This is a genomic window from Streptomyces sp. NPDC021019 (assembly GCF_044333295.1).
Lineage (GTDB): Bacteria > Actinomycetota > Actinomycetes > Streptomycetales > Streptomycetaceae > Streptomyces.
Window position 1 is genome coordinate 892,031 of record NZ_JBIRQR010000001.1, and the last position, 20,650, is coordinate 912,680.

Annotated in this window: 16 protein-coding genes and 2 pseudogenes; 8 read left to right on the top strand and 10 right to left on the bottom strand. The window is 74.1% G+C overall.

Annotated elements, in window-relative coordinates:
* Window positions 1–42 precede the first annotated feature (42 nt).
* The 6 genes from ACH4RG_RS04180 to ACH4RG_RS04205 are packed head-to-tail and all read right to left on the bottom strand — an operon-like array spanning window position 43 to window position 5,517.
* On the bottom strand, window positions 43–1,272 hold the full coding sequence (locus ACH4RG_RS04180) for a cytochrome P450 (protein WP_397919470.1): 1,230 nt from the start codon (window positions 1,270–1,272) through the stop codon (window positions 43–45).
* The gene (locus tag ACH4RG_RS04185; RefSeq protein ID WP_397919472.1) at window positions 1,269–2,531 is read right to left on the bottom strand and encodes a cytochrome P450; all 1,263 of its coding nucleotides are present in this window, start codon (window positions 2,529–2,531) and stop codon (window positions 1,269–1,271) included. The genes ACH4RG_RS04180 and ACH4RG_RS04185 overlap by 4 nt, the downstream gene beginning before the upstream one ends.
* Window positions 2,528–3,172: an ATP/GTP-binding protein gene (locus ACH4RG_RS04190; protein WP_371625116.1), complete on the bottom strand. Its 645-nt coding sequence runs from the start codon at window positions 3,170–3,172 to the stop codon at window positions 2,528–2,530. Before ACH4RG_RS04190 ends, ACH4RG_RS04185 begins: the two co-directional genes overlap by 4 nt.
* Window positions 3,153–3,524 carry a DUF742 domain-containing protein gene (locus tag ACH4RG_RS04195; protein ID WP_003967208.1) on the bottom strand — a complete coding sequence of 124 codons (372 nt, stop codon included), beginning with the start codon at window positions 3,522–3,524 and terminating at the stop codon, window positions 3,153–3,155. Before ACH4RG_RS04195 ends, ACH4RG_RS04190 begins: the two co-directional genes overlap by 20 nt.
* Window positions 3,521–3,940 carry a roadblock/LC7 domain-containing protein gene (locus ACH4RG_RS04200; protein WP_030709614.1) on the bottom strand — a complete coding sequence of 140 codons (420 nt, stop codon included), beginning with the start codon at window positions 3,938–3,940 and terminating at the stop codon, window positions 3,521–3,523. Before ACH4RG_RS04200 ends, ACH4RG_RS04195 begins: the two co-directional genes overlap by 4 nt.
* On the bottom strand, window positions 3,937–5,517 hold the full coding sequence (locus tag ACH4RG_RS04205; RefSeq protein WP_398161648.1) for a sensor histidine kinase: 1,581 nt from the start codon (window positions 5,515–5,517) through the stop codon (window positions 3,937–3,939). Before ACH4RG_RS04205 ends, ACH4RG_RS04200 begins: the two co-directional genes overlap by 4 nt.
* A gap of 329 nt (window positions 5,518–5,846) precedes the next feature.
* On the opposite strand from ACH4RG_RS04205, the gene ACH4RG_RS04210 reads away from it, so the two are divergent.
* A complete protein-coding gene (locus ACH4RG_RS04210) occupies window positions 5,847–8,729 on the top strand; it encodes an FAD-binding and (Fe-S)-binding domain-containing protein (RefSeq protein ID WP_398539086.1) in 2,883 nt (960 codons plus the stop codon).
* A 15-nt stretch (window positions 8,730–8,744) separates the two neighbouring features.
* Here ACH4RG_RS04210 and ACH4RG_RS04215 read toward each other — a convergent pair whose 3' ends face one another.
* Window positions 8,745–9,635 carry a LysR family transcriptional regulator gene (locus ACH4RG_RS04215; protein WP_398539087.1) on the bottom strand — a complete coding sequence of 297 codons (891 nt, stop codon included), beginning with the start codon at window positions 9,633–9,635 and terminating at the stop codon, window positions 8,745–8,747.
* A gap of 200 nt (window positions 9,636–9,835) precedes the next feature.
* Here ACH4RG_RS04215 and ACH4RG_RS04220 point away from each other — a divergent pair, with 200 nt between their 5' ends.
* A complete protein-coding gene (locus ACH4RG_RS04220) occupies window positions 9,836–10,795 on the top strand; it encodes an EamA family transporter (RefSeq protein WP_398161644.1) in 960 nt (319 codons plus the stop codon).
* Between the two features lie 59 nt (window positions 10,796–10,854).
* Here the strand turns inward: ACH4RG_RS04220 and ACH4RG_RS04225 are convergent.
* Both ACH4RG_RS04225 and ACH4RG_RS04230 read right to left on the bottom strand, forming a co-directional pair.
* Window positions 10,855–11,028, bottom strand: a pseudogene (locus ACH4RG_RS04225) (VapC toxin family PIN domain ribonuclease); the annotation flags it as partial.
* 39 nt (window positions 11,029–11,067) lie between these two features.
* A complete protein-coding gene (locus ACH4RG_RS04230) occupies window positions 11,068–12,021 on the bottom strand; it encodes an oxidoreductase (protein WP_397919481.1) in 954 nt (317 codons plus the stop codon).
* Window positions 12,022–12,111: 90 nt separating this feature from the next.
* On the opposite strand from ACH4RG_RS04230, the gene ACH4RG_RS04235 reads away from it, so the two are divergent.
* Window positions 12,112–12,756 carry a TetR family transcriptional regulator gene (locus ACH4RG_RS04235; protein ID WP_397919482.1) on the top strand — a complete coding sequence of 215 codons (645 nt, stop codon included), beginning with the start codon at window positions 12,112–12,114 and terminating at the stop codon, window positions 12,754–12,756.
* A gap of 35 nt (window positions 12,757–12,791) precedes the next feature.
* Here the strand turns inward: ACH4RG_RS04235 and ACH4RG_RS04240 are convergent.
* Window positions 12,792–12,914, bottom strand: a pseudogene (locus ACH4RG_RS04240) (NUDIX hydrolase); the annotation flags it as partial.
* A gap of 259 nt (window positions 12,915–13,173) precedes the next feature.
* Here ACH4RG_RS04240 and ACH4RG_RS04245 point away from each other — a divergent pair.
* The 5 genes from ACH4RG_RS04245 to ACH4RG_RS04265 are packed head-to-tail and all read left to right on the top strand — an operon-like array spanning window position 13,174 to window position 20,509.
* A complete protein-coding gene (locus ACH4RG_RS04245) occupies window positions 13,174–13,989 on the top strand; it encodes a TIGR03084 family metal-binding protein (RefSeq protein ID WP_397919483.1) in 816 nt (271 codons plus the stop codon).
* Window positions 13,986–15,728: an acyclic terpene utilization AtuA family protein gene (locus ACH4RG_RS04250; RefSeq protein WP_397919484.1), complete on the top strand. Its 1,743-nt coding sequence runs from the start codon at window positions 13,986–13,988 to the stop codon at window positions 15,726–15,728. The genes ACH4RG_RS04245 and ACH4RG_RS04250 overlap by 4 nt, the downstream gene beginning before the upstream one ends.
* Entirely contained in the window at window positions 15,725–17,332 is a 1,608-nt protein-coding gene (locus tag ACH4RG_RS04255; protein ID WP_398539088.1) for an acyl-CoA carboxylase subunit beta, read from the top strand. The genes ACH4RG_RS04250 and ACH4RG_RS04255 overlap by 4 nt, the downstream gene beginning before the upstream one ends.
* 7 nt (window positions 17,333–17,339) lie before the next feature.
* Window positions 17,340–19,319, top strand: a complete 1,980-nt coding sequence (locus tag ACH4RG_RS04260; protein WP_398539089.1) for a biotin carboxylase N-terminal domain-containing protein — start codon at window positions 17,340–17,342, stop codon at window positions 19,317–19,319.
* Complete coding sequence (locus tag ACH4RG_RS04265; RefSeq protein ID WP_397927619.1) at window positions 19,316–20,509, top strand: acyl-CoA dehydrogenase family protein; 1,194 nt, start codon at window positions 19,316–19,318, stop codon at window positions 20,507–20,509. The genes ACH4RG_RS04260 and ACH4RG_RS04265 overlap by 4 nt, the downstream gene beginning before the upstream one ends.
* The last annotated feature ends 141 nt before the right edge of the window (window positions 20,510–20,650 follow it).

Genomic DNA, 20,650 nt, shown 5'->3' on the forward strand with positions numbered 1-20,650 from the left:
GACGCGTGCTCCGGCCCGTGGACGCCCGGGTAAAGGGGAGATCTAGGCGTCGTGGCCGAACGGGCAGCCCAGCTCCACCGGCAGTTCGTGCAGGTCGTTCTGGGTCACGATCGGCTTGTTGCGCAGCTCGGACGCCGGGACCGCCAGGTCCAGTTCCGGGAACCGCTCGTACAGCGCCGGGAGCGCGATGCCCGCCTCCAGGCGGGAGAGTGCCGCACCGGGGCAGATGTGCGGGCCGTGGCCGAAGGCGATGTGGCGGTTCGGGGTGCGGGTGGCGTCGAACTCGCCGGCCGTCGGGCCGTACTGCTCCTCGTCGCGGCCCAGCGCGCCGAACGAGACGATCAGGCCCTCACCCTTCGGGAGGACCTTGTCGCCGACCTTGACGTCCTCCGTCGCGAAGCGGATCAGGACGTGTGAGGTCGGGGTGTTCCAGCGCAGCGTCTCCTCGATCACGCCGTCCCACCCGATCTCGCCGTTCAGCACCTTCTCGCGCTGCTCGGGGTGGGTGGCCAGCGCCTCCACGACGTTGACGATCAGGCTGATCGTGGTCTCGTGTCCGGCGGCGATGATGAGTTGCAGGGTGTTGACGATCTCCTCGTCGGAGAGGTGGTCGCCGTCCTCGGAGGCCGCGATCAGGGCGCTGGTCAGGTCGTCGCCCGGGTTCGCCCGCTTGGAGTCGACGATCTTCGTGAAGAGGGCCCCGAGGTCCGCCATCATCTGCGGGACCTCCTCCGGCGGCGTCTGCGTCGAGAAGAACTTCTCGAACAGCTCCTTCAGCCGGGGGTGGTCCGCCGCGTCCACGCCCATCAGCTCGCTGATGACATTCATGGGGAGGGGGTAGGCGAACTCGGCCTTCAGGTCGACAGGCTGTCCGGCGGGGAGGGCCGCCAGCCTCTCCAGGCTCGCGTTCGTCAGCGCCTCGATCCCGGCGCGCAGCCGCTCCACCCTCTTCACTGTGAGCGCCTGCGCCACCAGCGTACGGAGACGGCGGTGGTCCGCCCCGTCGACCGTCAGCATCGAGCGGCCCGGGTTGGCCAGGCCGATCAGCGGCCAGTCCATGGGTATCTCGCCGCGCTGCCAGGCGTTCCAGACGTTGATGTCCTTGACCAGGCGGCTGTCGGTGAGCAGCGCGCGGGCCTCCGCGTGGCGGGTGACCGCGTACACGTGTACACCGCCGGGCAGTTCCACCTCGGCCAGCGGGCCGGCGGCCCGGAGCGCGGCGCTCTCGCCGTCGAGGTCGGTGACGAACGGGTCGAGCGCGATGCGGGTCATGCGGGGCCTCCGAAGCTTCCGGGTCTTCCGACGGCGGGGGTGGGTGTGAAGAGCACCGGCAGGTCCGTCAGTCCGCGCAGCCAGGGCGACGGGCGGCGGGTGAGCTGCCCGGCGGGGACGGCGAGGTCCACGTCCGGCAGCCGGTCGAGGAGGACCTCGATGCCGGTACGGGCGATGACCTCGGCGGTCTCCTGGGCCGGGAACGGGCAGCGGTGCTCGCCGTGGCCGAAGGAGAGGAAGGCGTTGTTGCCGCCGGTCAGGGTCGAGCCGTCGGTGCGCACCTGCGGGTCGCCGTTGGCGGCGGCGAGGCCGAGGAGCAGCAGGTCGCCGGCGCGGATGTGACGGCCGCCGAGGTGGGTGTCGCGGGCGGCCCAGCGGCCGGCCACGTTCTGGGTGGGGGTGTCCTCCCAGAGGACCTCGTTCATCGCCTCGGCGACGCTGTGCCGGCCGCCCGAGAGCGAGGCGGCGAACCGGTCGTCGGTGAGCATGAGGCGCAGCGAGTTGCCCATCCAGTCGGCGGTCGGCTGGTGGCCGGCCGCCATCATCACCATGAGGTCCTGGGCGACCTCCTCGTCGGTGAAGCCGCCTGGGTCGGCGAGCATCCGGGTGGCGACGTCGTCGCCGGGCTCGGCGTGCTTGTCGGCCAGCAGCTGGAACATCGACGTGGCGAGGTGCTGCTGTCCGGCGAGCGCCCGTTCCCGGCCGTCGATCATGTCGTTGATCGCGCCGACCAGTGGGTGGGCCTCCTCGTCGGAGAAGCCGTAGATCCTGGCCAGCACGAGGGCGGGTAGCAGCTTGGCGTACTCCGCGATGATGTCGACCGAGCCCTTGGTGCAGAACCGGTCGATCAGCTCGTCGGCGAACTCCTCCGCGTACCGCTTCAGGGAGAACGGGTCGACGCCCTCCAGCGCGTTGCTGATCATCATGGCGCGGACGCTGTGGCGCTCGCCGACCGTGTAGAGGATCGAGGGCTGCTTGCGCCCGATCATCGGCAGCAGCGGCCAGTCGTCGGGGATGCGGTCCCACTGGTTCCACAGGTCGGAGTCCCGGCTGAACAGGACCGGGTCGCCGGTGACCTGGTGCAGTTCGCGGTAGCCGAGGACGAGCCAGGCCGGCACGTCGCCGTCGAGGACGACCGGGGCGATGGCCCCGTGGTCGCGCCGCATGTCCCGGTAGAGCTGGACGGGGTCGCTCTGGAAGCGGGGCCCGGACAGGGGGACGGACCCGTGGGTGACGGGGCAGCCGGAGACAGGGGTCACGGGGCGGGCTCCGGGGTCGGGCCGGCCGCCGCCAGGGCCGCCTCGGGGGCGCGGAGGCGGGCGGCGGAGAGCGCGGCGAGGTGTTCGACGAGGGTGATGAGCACGTACTTGCTGGACGAGCGGTCGCGCGCGTCGCACTCCACCAGCGGCACGTCCTCCGAGAGGTCCAGGGCCTCCCGTATCTGCTGCTCGCTGTGGAGCGGCCCGCCGAAGTCGTTGCACGCCACGATGAACGGTGTGCCGTGGTGCTCCAGGCGGTCGATGGCGTACCAGGAGTCGGCGAGCCGCCGGGTGTCGACGAGGACGACCGCGCCGAGCGTGCCGGAGAACAGCCGGTCCCACAGGAACCAGAAGCGTTCCTGTCCGGGCGCGCCGAAGAGGTACAGCACGGAGCGTTCGTCGAGCGTGATCCGGCCGAAGTCGAACGCCACGGTGGTGGACGACTTGGCCTGGATGCCGTCGAGGTGGTCGACGGCCTCGCCCGCGCGGGTCATGGTCTCCTCCGTGTTGAGCGGACGGATCTCGCTCACGGATCGGACCATGGTGGTCTTGCCGACCCCGAAGCCGCCGACGACAACGATCTTCAGTCCGTTGTCGGCCGTCGCGCTCAGGGCGGCGCGGTCAGAGGTTGCGGAGTCCAACGAGCACCTGTTCCAGGATGTCGGGGTCGGGGAGCCGGTCCGCGACACGGGCTGTACGGGGGTGGCGGGCGCTGATCCGTCCGGTGTCGAGCAGGTCGCACAGCATGATGCGGACGATGCTGACCGGCAGGTTCAGGGTCGCGGCTATCTCGACGACGGCGGTGGGGCCCTGGCACATCCGCAGGATCGCGACGTGCTCGGACTGCATCCCGGGGGCCGGGTCGCACTCGGCGACGACGAGCGTCACCAGGTCGAACGCGGCGGAGTCGGAGCGGCTGCGGCCCCCGGTGAGGGTGTACAGCCGGTCCGGGTCCTCGTCGCGGCCCGGTCGGGGGCGGGGTGCCGTCGTCATACGGCCGGGGCTTCGGCGGGTTCGCGCGGCGGCGCGACGAGGTGTTCGCCGAGCTGCTCGACGAGCTCGCTCATGTTGTGGCCGACGAGGCCCACGTCGGAGTCCTCGTCGGCGACGACGGCCAGGTGGGCCCCGGCCCCCGCCTCGACGATGAACAGCACGCCGCCGTAGAACTCGGCCATCGCGGACCGTACGCCGCCGGTGCCGTCGCCGAACTCGATGGACGCGCCGTGCGAGAGGCTCTGGATCCCGGCGGAGATCGCGGCCAGCTGGTCGGCCTGGTCGACGGAGAGCTCGGGGGTCCTGCACAGCTTGAGGCCGTCGCGGGAGAGGACGAGGGCGTGGCGGGTACCGGGGGTGCGGTCGAGCAGCCCCTCCAGCAGCCAGTTGAGCTTCTCGTCGGTGGTCGCGGTCATCGGGTGTTGCCTTCCGGGTGCGTGGAGTTGGCCCGTACCGCCTTGCTGAAGGTGCTGAAGCGCGCGGCCTGGACCTTCGGGTCGGTGGTGCGGGCCCGGGGGGTGTCGGCTCCGCCGGGGGTGGCGTTGCCGGTACGGGCCTCGGCGGCGGCCAGCGTGCGGCCTCGGCGGCGCTTGGGCAGGCCGCTCTCGCCGAACGCGGGCACGGAGCCCGTGGACTCGGACGCCGAATCCACCGAAGAGCCCGCGGGCTCCGACTCCGCCGCCGGGGTCAGGGGCGTGGAGGCGTCGTCCTCGGGAAGGGACCGGGCCGCGGGGGCGGCGCCGGCGGTGTCCGTTCCGGCGGCCGAGGCGTGCGAGGGCTCCGGCTCGGCGGGAGCGGCGGGAGCGGCCGGGGTGGTGGGAGCGGCCTGGGCCGCGACGGCCTGGCCCGGGACCGTCGGCGTCGGTGCGGTCGCGCGGGAGATGAGGTCCTGGGGGAGCATCATCAGCGCGCCGGTGCCGCCCCGGGCGGACGGCCGGAAGGAGACGGTCAGTCCGTGCTTGCGGGCCAGCCTGCCGACGACGGCGAGCCCGAGGCGGGTGCCGGAGAGGTTGGTGAGGTCCTGGTTCTCCGCGGAGACCGCCTTCTCGGCGCGGCGCAGCTGCACCTCGCTCATGACGAGCCCGCTGTCCTCGACGGTGATGACGATGCCCGCCGGGACCTCCTCCACGTACACGTGGACCTCGGCGGTGGGCGGCGAGAAGTTGGCAGCGTTGTCGAGGAGTTCGGCGAGCGCGTGCATGACGCCCTCGGCCGCGTGACCGGCGATGGCGACATCGCTGGTGGAGTGCAGGCGGACCCGCTGGTAGCTGCCGATCCGGCCCATCGCGCCGCGCAGGATCGACTCCATGACGATCGGCTTCGCCCAGCGCCGGCCGGAGCGGGCCCCGGTCAGCACGGCGATGGAGTCGGCGAGGCGGCCCGCCTGGGCGGTGCGGTGGTCCAGGTGGAGCAGGTCCCCGAGGACGGACTCGTCGGAGTGCCGGTGCTCCATCTCGCGGAGGTCGGCCAGCATGCTGGTGGCCAGCGCCTGCATCCGCCCCGCCGCGTTGGCGCAGGCGGCGACCGCCGCGGAGCGCTCGGTCTCGGCACGGGTGGCACGGGCGGTCAGCCGGTCGACGGAGACGGCCAGCCGGCCCTGCTCGGCGGCGGCGGCCGCGGCGAGCCGCTCGTTCTCGGCGCGGGCGTCGGCGACGACCCGGGCGGTCTCGGCGGAGGCGGCGCCCTTGATCCGGGCGGTCTCCGCGGTGAAGCGCTGGGCCTCGACGGCGGAGGCGGAGACCAGGCGCGAGGTCTCGGCGGTGAACCGCTGGGCGTCGGCGGCCCGCTGGGCGCGCAGGGTCCGCGCGGTCCCCAGGGTGTGGACGGTGACGGCCACGCAGACGCTCAGCAGCACGGCGGCCGCGCCCGCGCCCCAGGCCAGGGGGGCCCGTACCGCGTCGGGGGCCACGGCGACGCCCCACAGGGTCAGCGTGCCGGTTGCGGCTGCCGAGATCAGCAGGGCGAGTGCGGTGGGCCGGTGTGAGGGGCGCAATCGGAGTCCTCGGTGGCGGACGGTGCGGGACGGTATGAGGCGGTGCGAGGCGGTGCAGGGTGCTTCACGTGGTGCGAGGTGGTTCAAGTGGTGCGATGTGCTTCAAGTGGTTCGAACCGGGTGAAATCGACCAGTCGATTTCAGGACAGTTCGGCACGGTTGTAGGCGATCCAGCACAACTGGAGCTGCCAATTCCTGCGCAAGTCTTGGTCACTATAGGAGACTTGACGGTCTGTTTGGGAAGATCTTGTGGGCTTTTTTGTACTGCTTACGTGCTTTGATCCTGGCGCATCCCAAGAGTTCACCTGACACGACGGCATGCTGAGACCATGGCCGAACAGCATCGACCGCATACCGACATCCCCCCGGACACCGCCATGCCCCCGGCTTTCGTCGCGGCGCTCCGCTCCGCCGTACGCGGCACGAGCGACTTCGGGGCCGCCGCACGGGCGCTGACGACGATGGACGCCTCCAACTACCGCCGGGTGCCGCTCGGTGTGCTCGCCCCGCGCGACGCCGACGACGTCGCCGCCGCCCTGGCCGTCTGCCGGGAGCACGGGGTGCCGGTGGTGGCGCGCGGCGGCGGCACCTCCATCGCCGGACAGGCCACCGGCACCGGACTCGTCCTCGACCTCACCCGCCATCTGCGCACGATCCTCGACCTGGACCCCGCCGCCCGCACCGCCGTCGTCCAGCCCGGCGTGATCCTGGACGATCTGCGGGCCGCCGCCGCACCCCACGGCCTGACCTTCGGCCCCGACCCCTCCACCCACAGCCGCTGCACCCTCGGCGGGATGATCGGCAACAACTCCTGCGGCGCCCACTCGGTGGCCTGGGGCACCACGGCGGACAACGTGCGGAAACTGTCGGTCGTCCGGTACGGGGGCGAGTCCCTGCACCTGGAACAGGGGAGCGGCGAGGGGCCCGCGGGCGTCGGAGCGCTCGTCGCCGCCCACCTCGCCCTCCTGCGCACCGGTTACCCCGGCCTCCCGCGCCGCATCTCCGGGTACGCGCTCGACGCCCTGCTCCCCGAACACCCCGGCGGCCCCGACCCGGTCCGGGCGTTCTGCGGCAGCGAGGGGACCCTCGGCGTCGTCACCGAGGCCACCGTCCGCCTGGTCCAGGCCCCGCGCGCCCGCGCCCTGGCGGTCCTCGGGTACGCCGACGAGTCCGCCGCCGCCGACGCCGCCCCGGGTCTCCTCCCGTACCGCCCGCTCACCGTCGAGGGCATGGCCGCCGACCTCGTCACCCGCTCCGCCGGGCTGCCGCGCGGGGCCGCCTGGCTCTTCGTCGAGACCGGCGGCGACACCCCCGCCGAGGCAAGGGCGCACGCCGAACGCGTCCTGCGGGGCGCCGACGCGGTGGACGGGGCGGTCGTCACGGACCCGGCCGGGCAGCGGGCCCTGTGGCGGATCCGCGAGGACGCCGCCGGAACCGCGACCCGGATGCCCGACGGCACCGAGGCCTGGCCCGGGTGGGAGGACTGCGCGGTGCCGCCCGACCGGCTCGGCGCGTACCTCCGCGACTTCCGGGCCCTCCTCGCCGAACACGGCCTGCGCGGCGCCCCGTACGGCCACTTCGGCGAAGGCTGCGTCCACGTCCGCATCGACTTCGACCTGATGACCGACGCCGGGGTGGCCCGCTTCCGCGGGTTCTCCGAGGAGACGGCCTCTCTCGTCGTCGCGCACGGCGGCTCCCTCAGCGGCGAGCACGGCGACGGCCAGGCGCGCGCGGAACTGCTGCCCAAGATGTACGGGGACGAACTCGTCGCCCTCTTCCACCGGTACAAGGATCTGTGGGACCCGGACGGCGGCCTGAACCCCGGCATCCTCGCCCGCCCGGCCCGTCTCGACGAGAACCTCCGCTTCGCCGTCCTCCCCGAACGCCCGGTGGACGTGGAGTTCGGCTACCCGCAGGACGGCGGGGACTTCGCGGGCGCGGTCCGCCGCTGCGTCGGCGTCGCCAAGTGCCGTACGACGGAGGCGAGCGGCTCGGGCGTCATGTGCCCGTCGTTCCGGGCGACCGGCGAGGAGGCCCACTCGACCCGGGGCCGGGCCCGGCTGCTCCACGAGATGCTCGCGGGCGAGGTCATCACGGACGGCTGGCGCAGCGAGGAGGTCCGGGACGCGCTCGACCTGTGCCTCTCCTGCAAGGGCTGCCGCAGCGACTGCCCGGTGGGCGTCGACATGGCCACGTACAAGGCGGAGTTCCTGCACCACCACTACCGGGGCCGGCTCCGCCCCGCCGCCCACTACGCCATGGGCCGCCTGCCGCAGTGGCTGCGCCTCGCCGCCCCCTTCGCCCGTCCCCTCAACGCGCTGGCCCGGCTGCGCCCCCTCGCCGCGCTCGCGAAACGGCTGGCCGGGATCGCGCCCGAGCGCACGATCCCGGTGCTCGCGACGGAGACGTACAGCCGGTGGCTGCGCCGCCGCCGGGGGAGGGAGACCCGGCGTCTCTCCTCGGACCGGGTGGTGGCGCTCTGGGCGGACACCTTCACCGAGCACCTCTCCCCCCAGGTGGGCCGGGCGGCGGTCCGGGTCCTGGCGGAGGCGACGGGGCGCACGGTGCCGCCGCCGCCACGCGGTCTGTGCTGCGGCCTCACCTACGTGTCGACGGGCCAGCTCGACGCGGCCCGCCGTGTGATGCGGCGCACCCTGGACCGGCTCCGCCTCCCGCCGGGCCACCCGCTCGTCGTCCTCGAACCGAGCTGCGCCGCGACGCTCCGCACCGACCTGCCCGAACTTCTCCCCCACGACCCGCGCGCCGCCGAACTGGCCGCTTCGGTGAGGACGTTCGCCCAGTACCTGGAGGAGTACGCCCCCGACTGGACCCCGCCCCGCCTGGACCGCCCGGCCGCCGGCCAGACGCACTGTCACCAGCACGCGGTCCTCGGCGACGCGGCGGAACGCCGGCTGCGCGAACGGATGGGCCTCACCGGCGAACTCAGCGGCGGCTGCTGCGGCCTCGCCGGGAACTTCGGCTTCGAGGAGGGCCACTGGGAGGTGTCCGTCGCCTGCGCGGAGGAGCGGCTGCTCCCCGCCGTACGGAACGCGGCACCCGGTACGGAACTCCTCGCGGACGGCTTCTCCTGCCGTACGCAGCTCGACCAGCTGACCGGGCGGCGGGCCCGGCACCTGGCGGAGGTCGTCGCGGAGGCCATCGAGGAGGCGGCCGCGACGGCCGTCGACGAGGGGCCGGGGGGCGGCGCGTAGGCCCCGGCCCGGGGCTCAGCGCGGCGCGCCCCGGGCGACGATCTCGCGGGCCAGCGCGGCCAGCGCCGGCAGGGCGGGGTGCCCGGGGGCGTCGCGGTGGGCGAGGAGGACCGGGACGCCCGGGGCGTCGTCGAGCGGGACGTAGGCGACCCCCGTGTGCGGGTGCAGGGTCGCGGTCGAGGCGGTCGACACCCCGCTGCCGCGGCCGGCGGCGATCGCGGTGAGCCAGTCGTCGGTGTTCCCGACGGTGACGGTGGTGGCCGGCCGGGCGTGCGGCGGCCACAGGCCGGTGGTGGTGGTGCCGGAGACGGTGTTCAGCACGACGGGGCCCGCCGCGAGATCGGCGAGGGCGAGCGAGGCCCGTCTCGCGAGCGGCCCGTCCGCGGTCACCGCCGCCACCCGGACCTCGGTGAACAGCACCTCGGCGACGAGCCCCGGCGCGTCCACGGGCCCCCGCAGCAACGCCGCGTCGACCTCGCCCCGGGTCAGGCCGGCGGTGCGGTCGTCGATCCGGAGCAGCTCCAGCCCGGTCCCCGGGTGGCGCTCCTGCCAGGCCCGCAGCAACGGCGTGGTGTACGGCCCGAACGCGGACCAGGCATGCCCGAGCCGCAGCGGCCAGGTGCGCAGCCGGCCGGGGTCGAGGGCCTCGTCGAAGGCGGCGACCGCGGCGGCGGCCTTGTCGCGGAAGGCGACGCCGTCGGGGGTCAGGGCGAGGTGGTGGGTGGAACGGTCGACGAGCCGGACCCCCAGGTGCCGCTCCAGCGCCGCGAGGGTGCGGGACACGGCGGGCTGGGTCAGCCGGAGGCGGGCGGCGGCGCGCGTGATGTTCAACTCGTCGGCGACCGCGAGGAAGGCCCGCAGATGCCGGAGTTCCACGGGGCGGCCGGTGGGGGGCGCTTCGTTCATGCGTGGGGAGCATAACGGGAGCGTGATCGGTATTTCACGGAACGCGCGGGGGTCCTTACGGTGAAGGGACGCCCATCGACGACGCCGTACGCCCGGACGTCCCGCCGTCGGCGGGACAGTACGGCTTGCCGTACTTGCCGGTCCATTACAGTGGACTAGTCTCTCTGACCTCTTGTCCCCGTTCCCTCGGAAGGTCCCCCGTGAACGACCAGCGCAGCGCCGCCGAACCGGCCGCCGCAGCCGTCGCCGTACCCGAAGCGGTGCCGGCACTCGAAGGCGCCGCGCCCGCCGGGCGGACCGGGGCCGAGCGCCGGGCGGCGCTGACGCCGATCGTGCTGGTGGTCGCCGGCGGCCTGTCCGTCCAGTTCGGCTCGGCCGTCGCGGCGCTCCTGATGCCGAAGGCGGGCGCGCTGGGCGTCGTCACCCTGCGGCTGGCCGCCGCCGCGCTGATCCTGCTGGTGATCTGCCGCCCGAAGCTGCGCGGTCACTCGCGTGCCGACTGGGGCACGGTGCTCGCCTTCGGCGTCGCCATGGGCGGCATGAACACGCTCTTCTACCAGGCGCTGGACCGGATCCCGCTCGGCATCGCCGTCACCCTGGAGGTGCTCGGCCCGCTGGCCCTCTCGGTGTTCGCCTCGCGCCGCCTGATCAACCTCGTGTGGGCGGGCCTCGCGCTCGTCGGCGTCGTCCTGCTGGGCGGCGGCGGCTTCGACCGCCTCGACCCGGTCGGCGCGGCGTACGCCCTGGGGGCCGGGGCGATGTGGGCGGCGTACATCGTGTTCAGCGCCCGCACCGGCCGCCGTTTCCCGCAGGCGGACGGGCTGGCGCTGGCGATGGTGGTCGCCGCGGTCCTCTCGCTGCCCCTGGGCATCATCGAGTCCGGCGCGAAGCTCACGGTCCCGTCCACCGTGGCGCTCGGCGCGGCGGTGGCCCTCCTCAGCTCGGTCCTCCCGTACACCCTGGAGCTGATGGCGCTGCGCCGGCTGCCCGCGCCCACGTTCGCCGTGATGATGAGCCTGGAGCCGGCCATCGCCGCCGGCGCGGGCTTCCTGATCCTGGACCAGGCCCTCTCCACCACGGACGCCCTCGCCATCGCCCTGGTCATCGGGGCCAGCGTCGGCGCGGTGCGCAGCCGGACGGGCCCGCGCCGCGAGGGGTGAGCCGCGGCGGGGGAACGGGGCCGGGCCCTCGGTGTACGGCTGCGGCCCGGCCCTCGGCCGTCGGCGGGCAGGATGCGGAAGGCGTTCGGCCCGGGAGCCAGGGACGACATGGCGCGGAAGGCGCGCTGGTCCTGGGTGACGATGAGGTCCGTCCGGTACCGGTCGGCGAGGACCACTCCGACCGCGTCGGCCAGGTCGAGCCGGAGGCCTTCGTACTTCTGACGGACTTCCTGTAAGGCGAGGCATGGGTGGGCTGCCGGGGCCCCGCTCCGTCACTCGGCCGCCGCGAAGGGGAAGCGGACCTGGGTCAGCTGCTCCGACACCTCCCACAGCCGCCGCCCGGTCGCGGCGTCGACGGCCGCCGGGGCGAGAGCCACCCGGGTCGGTCCGCCGCGCAGCTCGCCGGGGCCGTCCGGGCCGATGAGGTCGCCGCCCCGCGCGTCCGGGGCGGTCGCCGCGTACAGCTGGGGAAGCGCGCCCGCGCCGGGACGTTGGGCGAGGGGCCGCAGGACGCGGCCGAACAGCAGCTTCACCAGGCCGGTCGGCCCGCTCGTCTGCAGGTTGGTGGCGGTGTAGCCCGGGTGCGCCAGCAGGCTCCGGACCGGGCTGCCGGACGCGGTCAGCCGCCGGTGCAGCTCGTGCCCGAAGACGGCGTTGGCGAGCTTCGACCGGTCGTAGAAGGCCATCGGCCCGTAGTCGCGTTCGCCGTTCAGGTCGTCGAAGCGCAGCCGCGCCTTCCGGTGGTTGACCGAGGTCACCGTGACGACGCGCGGGTCCCGACCCCCGGCCAGCAGGTCGAGCACCAGCCCGGTGAGTGCGAAGTGGCCGAGGTGGTTGCAGGCGAACTGCAGCTCGTGCCCCTGCGGACTGGCCGAGCGGGGCGGTGCCATCACCCCGGCGTTGTTGACGAGGGTGTCCAGTCGCGCGTGGTCGGTGTGCAGGGCGTCGGAGAACGCCCGTACGGAGTCGAGGTCTGCCAGGTCCAGGCGGCGCACCTCCAGCGAGGCCCCCGGCCGGCCGGCGGAGATGTCGGCGACGGCCCGGCGTCCCTTCTCCTCGTCGCGCACGGCGAGGATCACGTGCCCGCCCCGGCGGGCGAGGGCACGTGCGGTCGCCAGGCCGAGGCCGCTGTTGGCCCCGGTGACCACGGACACCCGGCCGGTCTGGTCGGGGATCTGCTCGGCGGTCCAGCGCGGCATCTTCTGCTTCCCGTCCTGTGCTGTCATGCGGCACACGCTGCCGCGAGTGGCACTCGGTGTCAAGCAGGTACTGAACGTCAAAGAGATACCGAGTGTCAGACATGGCATGAGGTTACGATGGTGGGCGTGAGTACCCGCCCCGCAGTGACCATGGCCCAGCGCAAACGGCAGCTCGTCACCGACGAACTGACCGAATCGGCGCTCCAGTTGATGGCGCGGGAAGGGTTCGACGCGGTCACGGTCGACGCGATCGCCGCCGCCGCGGGCGTGTCCAAGCGGACGTTCTTCCGGTACTTCGCGTCCAAGGAGGACGTGGTGGTCCAGTTCCTGGCCGACATGGGAACGGCCATGCGCGCCGAGCTGGCCGCCCGCCCCGAGGCCGAACCCCCCTCCGCGGCCCTGCGCCACGCCGTCTGGGTCGCCATGGCGGCCTGCGCCGACGGCGCCGAGCACTCCGGCCGGGCCCTGCGGGTCGTCCAGCTGATCCTGCGCACACCCGCCCTGCGCGCCCGCTTCCTGGAGCACCAGGCCCAGTGGCGCGACGACCTCGCCGTGGAGACGGCCCGCCGACTCGGTCTCGACCCGGAGGCGGACCTCTCCCCGCGCCTCGCCGCCGGGGCCGCGCTCGCGGCGTTCGACACCGTGCTGCGGCGCTGGAGCGACAGCGACGGGGTCGAGGACCCCGCCGAGCTCACCGACCGGGCCTTCGCCTTCCTCGCCCCGGCGTTGGACGCGGCCGGGACGCCCGACGTTTCCCGGTAGGGGCCCGCGCGCCACGCGGGTTCCGCGTGAGCGGCTCACCGGCCGCAGGGCCGGCCGAGCCCGGTGATGGAGTCGGCCGGCTCGGCCGGGGGCCCGGGCCACCCCGTCCGGTGCCAGTGCTCTAGGCGCCAGGACAGTCGCCGGGGCCGCGGCGGGGTCACCGTGCGAGCTTCGGCAGTCATCGACGGAGGCTGACGCGGACGACCGCGCCGTCGCCGCCGGAACACCCTCCTCCGTACGGGGGGCCTTCGACCGCGCGACCGCGCGGTCCGCGAGGAGCCCGTGACGGGCCGCCGGGGGGACGCGCTGCGCGTCCCCCCGCACAGGCCGGGCAGAAAATCATGCAAGCGTGCTTGATTGTTTCTTGGCGCGCTGCCATGCTCCTGGGCACCACACCCGGTCCCGAGGGGAGCGCACGTGTCCGCTGTCGTAGCCGTGATCGACGATCTGCGCGAAGAGAGCGACGAACTCGACGCCCTGGTCGGGGCGTTGGACGCGCCCGGCTGGCGCCGGCCGACCCCGGCCGAGCGGTGGACCGTGGCCCACCAGATCGCCCACCTCAGCTGGACCGACGAGGTCGCGCTGCTGGCGGCCACCGAGCCGGACCGGTTCGGGGACGAGGTGGCCAAGGCCCTCGCCGCACCCGAGACCTTCGTCGACGAGGCGGCCGAGGTGCTGGTCGCCGCCCATGCCCCGGACGCCCTGCTCGCCCGGTGGCGGGAGGGGCGGCAGCGGCTCGGCGAGGTCCTGAGGCGCGCCCCGGCCGGCACCCGGATCCCCTGGTACGGGCCGCCGATGAGCATCGCGTCCATGGCGACCGCCCGGCTCATGGAGACCTGGGCGCACGGCCAGGACATCGCCGACGCCCTCGGGGTGACCCGGGCCCCCACCACCCGGCTCCGGCACGTGGCGCGGATCGGCGTCCGGGCCCGGAGCTACGCCTACGGGGTGCGCGGGATCGCCGCGCCCGAGGAGGAGTTCCGCGTCGAACTGCGCGCCCCCGACGGCGAGATGATCACCTACGGGCCGGAGGAGGCCGCCCAGCGGATCACCGGCCCGCTCCTCGACTTCTGCCTCCTGGTCACCCAGCGCGCCCACCGGTCCGACCTCGCGGTCACCGCCGATGGGCGCGACGCCGACCAGTGGCTCGGTATCGCCCAGGCCTTCGCGGGACCCCCCGGCCCCGGCCGCCCGCCCCGCGCGGAGCGTGCCGGACAGGACGGTCACCGGTGAACGCCGCCCCCGTCGCCGCGCCCCTCCGGATCGGCAACGCCTCCGGCTTCTACGGCGACCGCTTCGACGCGCTGCGCGAGATGCTGACCGGTGGCCCTCTCGACGTCGTCACCGGGGACTACCTCGCCGAGCTGACCATGCTCATCCTCGGCCGGAGCCGCCTCAAGGACCCGGACAAGGGCTACGCCACCACCTTCCTGCGCCAGTTGGAGGAGGGGCTCGGCCTCGCCCACGAGCGCGGAGTGAAGATCGTCGCCAACGCGGGCGGGCTCAACCCGGCCGGACTGGCCGATGCCGTACGGCAAATGGCGGAGAAGGTCGGTGTTCCCGTCGCCGTCGCCCACGTCGAGGGCGACGGGCTGCCCGTCCCGGACGGGTACCTCACCGCCAACGCCTACCTCGGCGGCTCCGGGATCGCCGCCTGTCTGCGGGCCGGCGCCGATGTCGTCGTCACCGGCCGGGTCACCGACGCGGCCCTGGTCACCGGGCCCGCCGCCGCCCACTTCGGCTGGGGCCCGGACGACCTGGACGCGCTCGCGGGGGCCGTCGTCGCCGGGCACGTCCTGGAGTGCGGTACGCAGGCCACCGGCGGGAACTACGCGTTCTTCCGCGAGCACGACGCCCGTCTCCTCCGCCGCCCCGGCTTCCCGCTCGCCGAGATCCACGCCGACGGCTCCTCGGTCATCACCAAGCACGACGGTACGGGCGGGGTCGTCGACGTCGGCACCGTCACCGCCCAACTCCTCTACGAGACCGGCGGAGCCCGGTACGCGGGCCCCGACGTCACCGCCCGCCTCGACACCGTGACGCTGACCCCGGACGGCCCGGACCGGGTCCGCGTCGACGGCGTACGCGGCGAGCCCCCGCCGCCCACCCTCAAGGCGGGGCTCACCCGGCTCGGCGGCTGGCGCAACGAGGTCGTCCTCGTCCTCACCGGCCTGGACATCGAGGCCAAGGCGGCGCTGGTGAAGGACCAGTTCGCCGACGCCCTGGCACGGGCCGGCGCGCGCCCCCCGGCCGAGGTGCGCTGGGAGCTGGTCCGCACCGACCGCGCCGACGCCGGCACCGAGGAGCGGGCCAGCGCCCTGCTGCGGCTCGTCGTCCGCGACAGGGACGCCGACGCGGTCGGCCGGGCCGTCTCCGGGGCGGCCGTGGAGCTGGCCCTCGGCAGCTACCCGGGCTTCCACGTCACCGCCCCGCCCGGAAAGGGCGCGCCCTACGGCGTGTTCGAGGCCAGGCCCGTACCGGCGGCGGACGTCGAGCACACCGCCGTACTGCCGGACGGGCGCAGGGAGGTCCAGGAACCACCGGCCCGCACGCGGGAGTTGGCCGAGCTCGAAACACCGCCGCTCCCCGAGCCGTATCCCGCCGGCACCCCCACCCGGCGCGCACCCCTGGGTCTGATCGCGGGCGCCCGCAGCGGCGACAAGGGCGGCGACGCGAATGTGGGCGTCTGGGTGCGCGACGACGACGCGTGGCGGTGGCTGGCGCACGAGCTGACCGTCGAGCGGCTGAAGGAACTCCTGCCGGAGACCGCCGCCCTGAGGGTCGTGCGCCATGTGTTGCCCCGTCTCCGCGCCCTGAACTTCACGGTCCACGGCCTCCTCGGCGAGGGCGTCGCCGCCCAGGCCCGGTTCGACCCGCAGGCCAAGGGGCTGGGGGAGTGGCTGCGGTCCCGGTCGCTGCCCGTCCCCGTACCCCTGCTGGAAGGCGTCCCCCTCCCGGAGGTGACCGCATGACCGTCCTGCCCACCGCCCTCGACACCAACGGCCCCGAATACGCGGCGCATCGGGCCACCATGGTGGCCAAGCTCGCCGAGCTGGAGGCCGAGCACGGCAAGGCGCTCGCGGGCGGCGGCGAGAAGTACGTCGCCCGCCACCGGAAGCGCGGCAAGCTCCCGGCCCGCGAGCGGATCGAGCTGCTCGTCGACCCCGACACCCCGTTCCTGGAACTGTCGCCGCTGGCCGCCTGGGGCAGCGCCTCCCCCGAGTACACAGTCGGCGCCTCCCTCGTCACCGGGATCGGGGTGGTGGAGGGCGTCGAGTGCCTGATCACCGCCAACGACCCCACCGTGCGCGGCGGGGCGTCGAACCCGTGGACGCTGAAGAAGGCCCTGCGCGCCAACGAGATCGCCTTCGCCAACCGGCTGCCCTGCATCAGTCTCGTGGAGTCGGGCGGGGCCGACCTGCCGTCCCAGAAGGAGATCTTCATCCCGGGCGGGGCCCTCTTCCGCGACCTCACCCGGCTCTCCGCCGCCGGAATCCCCACCGTGGCCGTCGTGTTCGGCAACTCGACGGCCGGAGGCGCGTACGTCCCCGGCATGTCCGACCACGTGGTGATGATCAAGGAACGGTCCAAGGTCTTCCTCGGCGGACCGCCCCTGGTGAAGATGGCGACCGGCGAGGAGAGCGACGACGAGTCGCTCGGCGGGGCCGAGATGCATGCCCGCACCTCCGGGCTCGCCGACCACTTCGCCGTCGACGAACAGGACGCGATCCGCCAGGCCAGGCGCATCGTCGCCCGCCTCAACTGGCGGAAGGCGCACGCCGATCCCGGCCTCGCCGAACCGCCGAAGTACGACGAGGACGAGCTGCTCGGCATCGTCCCCGGCGACCTCAAAGCGCCCTTCGACCCGCGCGAGGTCGTCGCCCGGCTGGTCGACGGCTCGGACTTCGACGCGTTCAAACCGCTGTACGGGACGAGCCTGGTCACCGGCTGGGCGCGCCTGCACGGCTACCCGGTCGGCGTCCTCGCCAACGCGCAGGGGGTGCTCTTCAGCGAGGAGTCGCAGAAGGCCGCCCAGTTCATCCAGCTGGCGAACCAGCGTGACATCCCGCTGCTCTTCCTCCACAACACCACCGGCTACATGGTCGGCAAGGAGTACGAGCAGGGCGGCATCATCAAGCACGGCGCGATGATGATCAACGCGGTCGCCAACTCCAGGGTCCCGCATCTGTCGGTCCTGATGGGCGCGTCCTACGGGGCCGGCCACTACGGCATGTGCGGCCGCGCCTTCGACCCGCGCTTCCTCTTCGCCTGGCCGAGCAGCAAGTCCGCCGTCATGGGACCGCAGCAGCTGGCCGGCGTCCTCTCCATCGTCGCCCGGGCCTCCGCCGCCGCGAAGGGGCAGCCGTACGACGACGAGGCGGACGCCGGACTGCGGGCGATGGTGGAGCAGCAGATCGAGGCGGAGTCGCTGCCCCTGTTCCTGTCCGGGCGGCTGTACGACGACGGGGTCATCGACCCGCGCGACACCCGGACCGTCCTCGGCATGTGCCTGTCCGCGATCCACACCGCACCGGTCGAGGGCGCCCGCGGCGGCTTCGGCGTCTTCCGGATGTGAGGCCCAGATGACCATCGCCACCCTGCTCGTCGCCAACCGGGGCGAGATCGCCTGCCGGATCTTCCGCACCTGCCGTGACCTGGGCATCACCACGGTCGCCGTGCACTCCGACGCGGACGCCCGCGCCCTGCACGTACGGGAGGCCGACCTCGCCGTACGCCTGCCGGGCGCGGCTCCCGCCGACACGTATCTGCGCGGCGACCTCGTCGTGGCCGCCGCGCTGGCCGCCGGGGCGGACGCCGTGCACCCCGGGTACGGCTTCCTCTCCGAGAACGCCGCCTTCGCCGCCGCCGTGCGGGACGCGGGCCTGGTGTGGGTGGGCCCGCCGGTGAAGGCCATCGAGCTGATGGCGTCCAAGACCCGGGCCAAGGAGCTGATGGCCGGGGCGGGGGTGCCGTTGCTGGCCCCCGTGGACCCGGCGACGGCGGGCCCCGGCGACCTGCCGCTGCTGCTGAAGGCGGCGTCCGGCGGCGGCGGACGCGGCATGCGGATCGTCCGCGAACTCGGCGCGCTTCCCGGCGAACTGCTGGCAGCCGCCGCCGAGGCGGCGTCCGCCTTCGGGGACGGCGAGGTCTTCGCCGAGCCGTACGTGGAGCGCGGTCGGCACGTCGAGGTCCAGGTGTTGGCGGACGAGCACGACACCGTGTGGGCGCTCGGCACCCGGGACTGCTCGCTCCAGCGCCGCCACCAGAAGGTCATCGAGGAGTCCCCCGCCCCCGGCCTGGACGACGCCCTGCGCACCCGGCTCCACGAGGCGGCGGTGGCGGCGGCCCGGGCGGTGGGCTACCGGGGCGCGGGGACCGTGGAGTTCCTGGTCTCCGCCGATGGGCGCCCGTACTTCCTGGAGATGAACACCCGCCTCCAGGTCGAACACCCGGTGACAGAGGCTGTGTTCGGGCTCGACCTGGTCGCCCTGCAACTGCGGGTGGCGGAGGGCGAGCCGCTGGGACCGACGCCCCCGTCGCCGTCGGGCCACGCGGTCGAGGCCCGGCTCTACGCCGAGGACCCGGCCCGCGACTGGCAGCCGCAGACCGGCGCACTCCTCGCCCTCGACGTGCCGGAGGCGCCCGGCCTGCGCCTGGACGCCGGGTACACCGGCGGCGACACCATCGGCGTGCACTACGACCCGATGCTCGCCAAGGTGATCGCCCACGCCCCGACCCGGGCCGGGGCCGTCCGGCTGCTGGCCCGCGCACTGGAGCGGGCCCGGATCCACGGCCCGGCGACCAACCGCGACCTGCTCGTACGGTCGTTGCGCCACCCGGACTTCGCGGCGGCGCGCCTGGACACCGGGTTCTACGACCGGCACCTGGACCACCTGACCGCCCCGGCCCCCGGCCGGGCTCCGGCGACGGCCGCCCTCGCCGCGGCCCTGGCGGCGGCCGTCCGCACCACCGCCTCCGGCGGTCCCGCCCCCACCCGCTTCGGGGCCTGGCGCAACGTGGCATCGGGGCCGCAGCTCAAGCGCTACCGCAGCGAACCCGACGGGACCGAGTACGAGGTGGCCTACCGCACCCCGCGCACCGGCGTCCCGGAACCGCACGACGCCCCGGGCGTCCGGGTCCTCGCCGTCACCCCGGGCCGGGTCACCCTCGAAGCGGGCGGCGTGGCGCGGGGCTTCACGGTCACCGCCGACCGCGACGGCGATCGGGTGTACGTGGACAGCGCCGACGCCTCGTACGCCTTCACCGCCCTGCCCCGCTTCACCGACCCCGCCACGCACAGCGAACCGGGCTCCCTGCTCGCCCCGATGCCCGGGACCGTCGTCCGCCTCGCCGAGGGCCTGGCCGCCGGGACCCCCGTCGAGACCGGGCAGCCGCTGATCTGGCTGGAGGCGATGAAGATGGAGCACCGCATCCTCGCCCCCGCCGCCGGCACCCTCACCGCCCTGCACGCCGCCCCCGGACTCCAGGTCGAGGTCGGCGCGCTGCTCGCCGTGGTCCAGGAGGACCCGGCCGCCATCCCCGTACCGGAGGAGACCGCATGAGCACCGCCCGCACCGCCGCCGGCACCGTCCTCGAAACCGAAGAGCACCGGGCCCTCCGCGCCGCCGTCGCCGCCCTCGGCAAGCGGTACGGGCGCGACTACATGACCACCGTCATCCGCGAGGGCAACCACACCGACGAGCTGTGGGCGGAGGCGGCCAAGCTCGGCTACCTCGGCGTGAACCTTCCCGAGGAGTACGGCGGCGGTGGCGGCGGCATGGCCGAACTGTCCATCGTCCTGGAGGAGTTGGGCGCGGCCGGCTCGCCCCTCCTCATGATGATCGTCTCGCCCGCGATCTGCGGCACGGTCATCGCCCGCTTCGGCACCGACGAACAGAAGAGCGCCTGGCTGCCGGGCCTCGCCGACGGAAGCCTCACCATGGCCTTCGGCATCACCGAGCCCGACGCCGGCTCCAACTCCCACCGCATCACCACCACCGCCCGCCGCGACGGCACCGGCCCGGACGCCGACTGGCTGCTCACCGGCCGCAAGGTCTTCGTGTCCGGCGTCGACATAGCCGACGCCACGCTGATCGTCGGCCGCACCGAGGACGCCCGCTCGGGGAGGCTCAAACCCTGCCTGTTCATCGTCCCGCGCGACGCCGAGGGCTTCGGCCGGAACCGGATCGACATGGAACTCCACGCCCCCGAGAAGCAGTTCGAGCTGGTCCTGGACGACGTGCGCCTCCCGGCCGACGCCCTGGTCGGCGACGAGGACGCGGGCCTCCTCCAGCTCTTCGCGGGACTCAACCCCGAACGGATCATGACGGCCGCGTTCGGCATCGGCATGGGTCGCTTCGCGCTCGGCAAGGCCGTGGAGTACGCCCGTACCCGGCAGGTGTGGAAGGCCCCGATCGGCTCCCACCAGGCCATCGCGCACCCCCTGGCCACCGCGCACATCGACCTGGAGCTGTCGCGCCTGATGATGCAGAAGGCGGCCCGGCTGTACGACGAGGGCGACGACGTCGGGGCGGGCGAGGCGGCGAACATGGCGAAGTACGCGGCCGGGGAGGCGTGCGTGAAGGCGGTCGACCAGGCCGTGCACACCCTCGGCGGCAACGGCCTGACCCGCGAGTACGGCCTCGCGTCCCTGATCACCGCCTCCCGGGTGGCCCGGATCGCCCCGGTCAGCCGGGAGATGATCCTGAACTACGTCTCGCACCAGACGCTGGGCCTGCCGAAGTCGTACTGAGCCCTCCGGACCCGGGGCCTTCTGCCGGATCCGCCTCCGCCCGACCTCTCCCCACCCCTCCCCCACAGGGGTGATTCCGACCCTCCACACCCGCACGGCGTCCCGCGCCGCCACCCGGGCGGCGCGGGCATCCGCGACGAC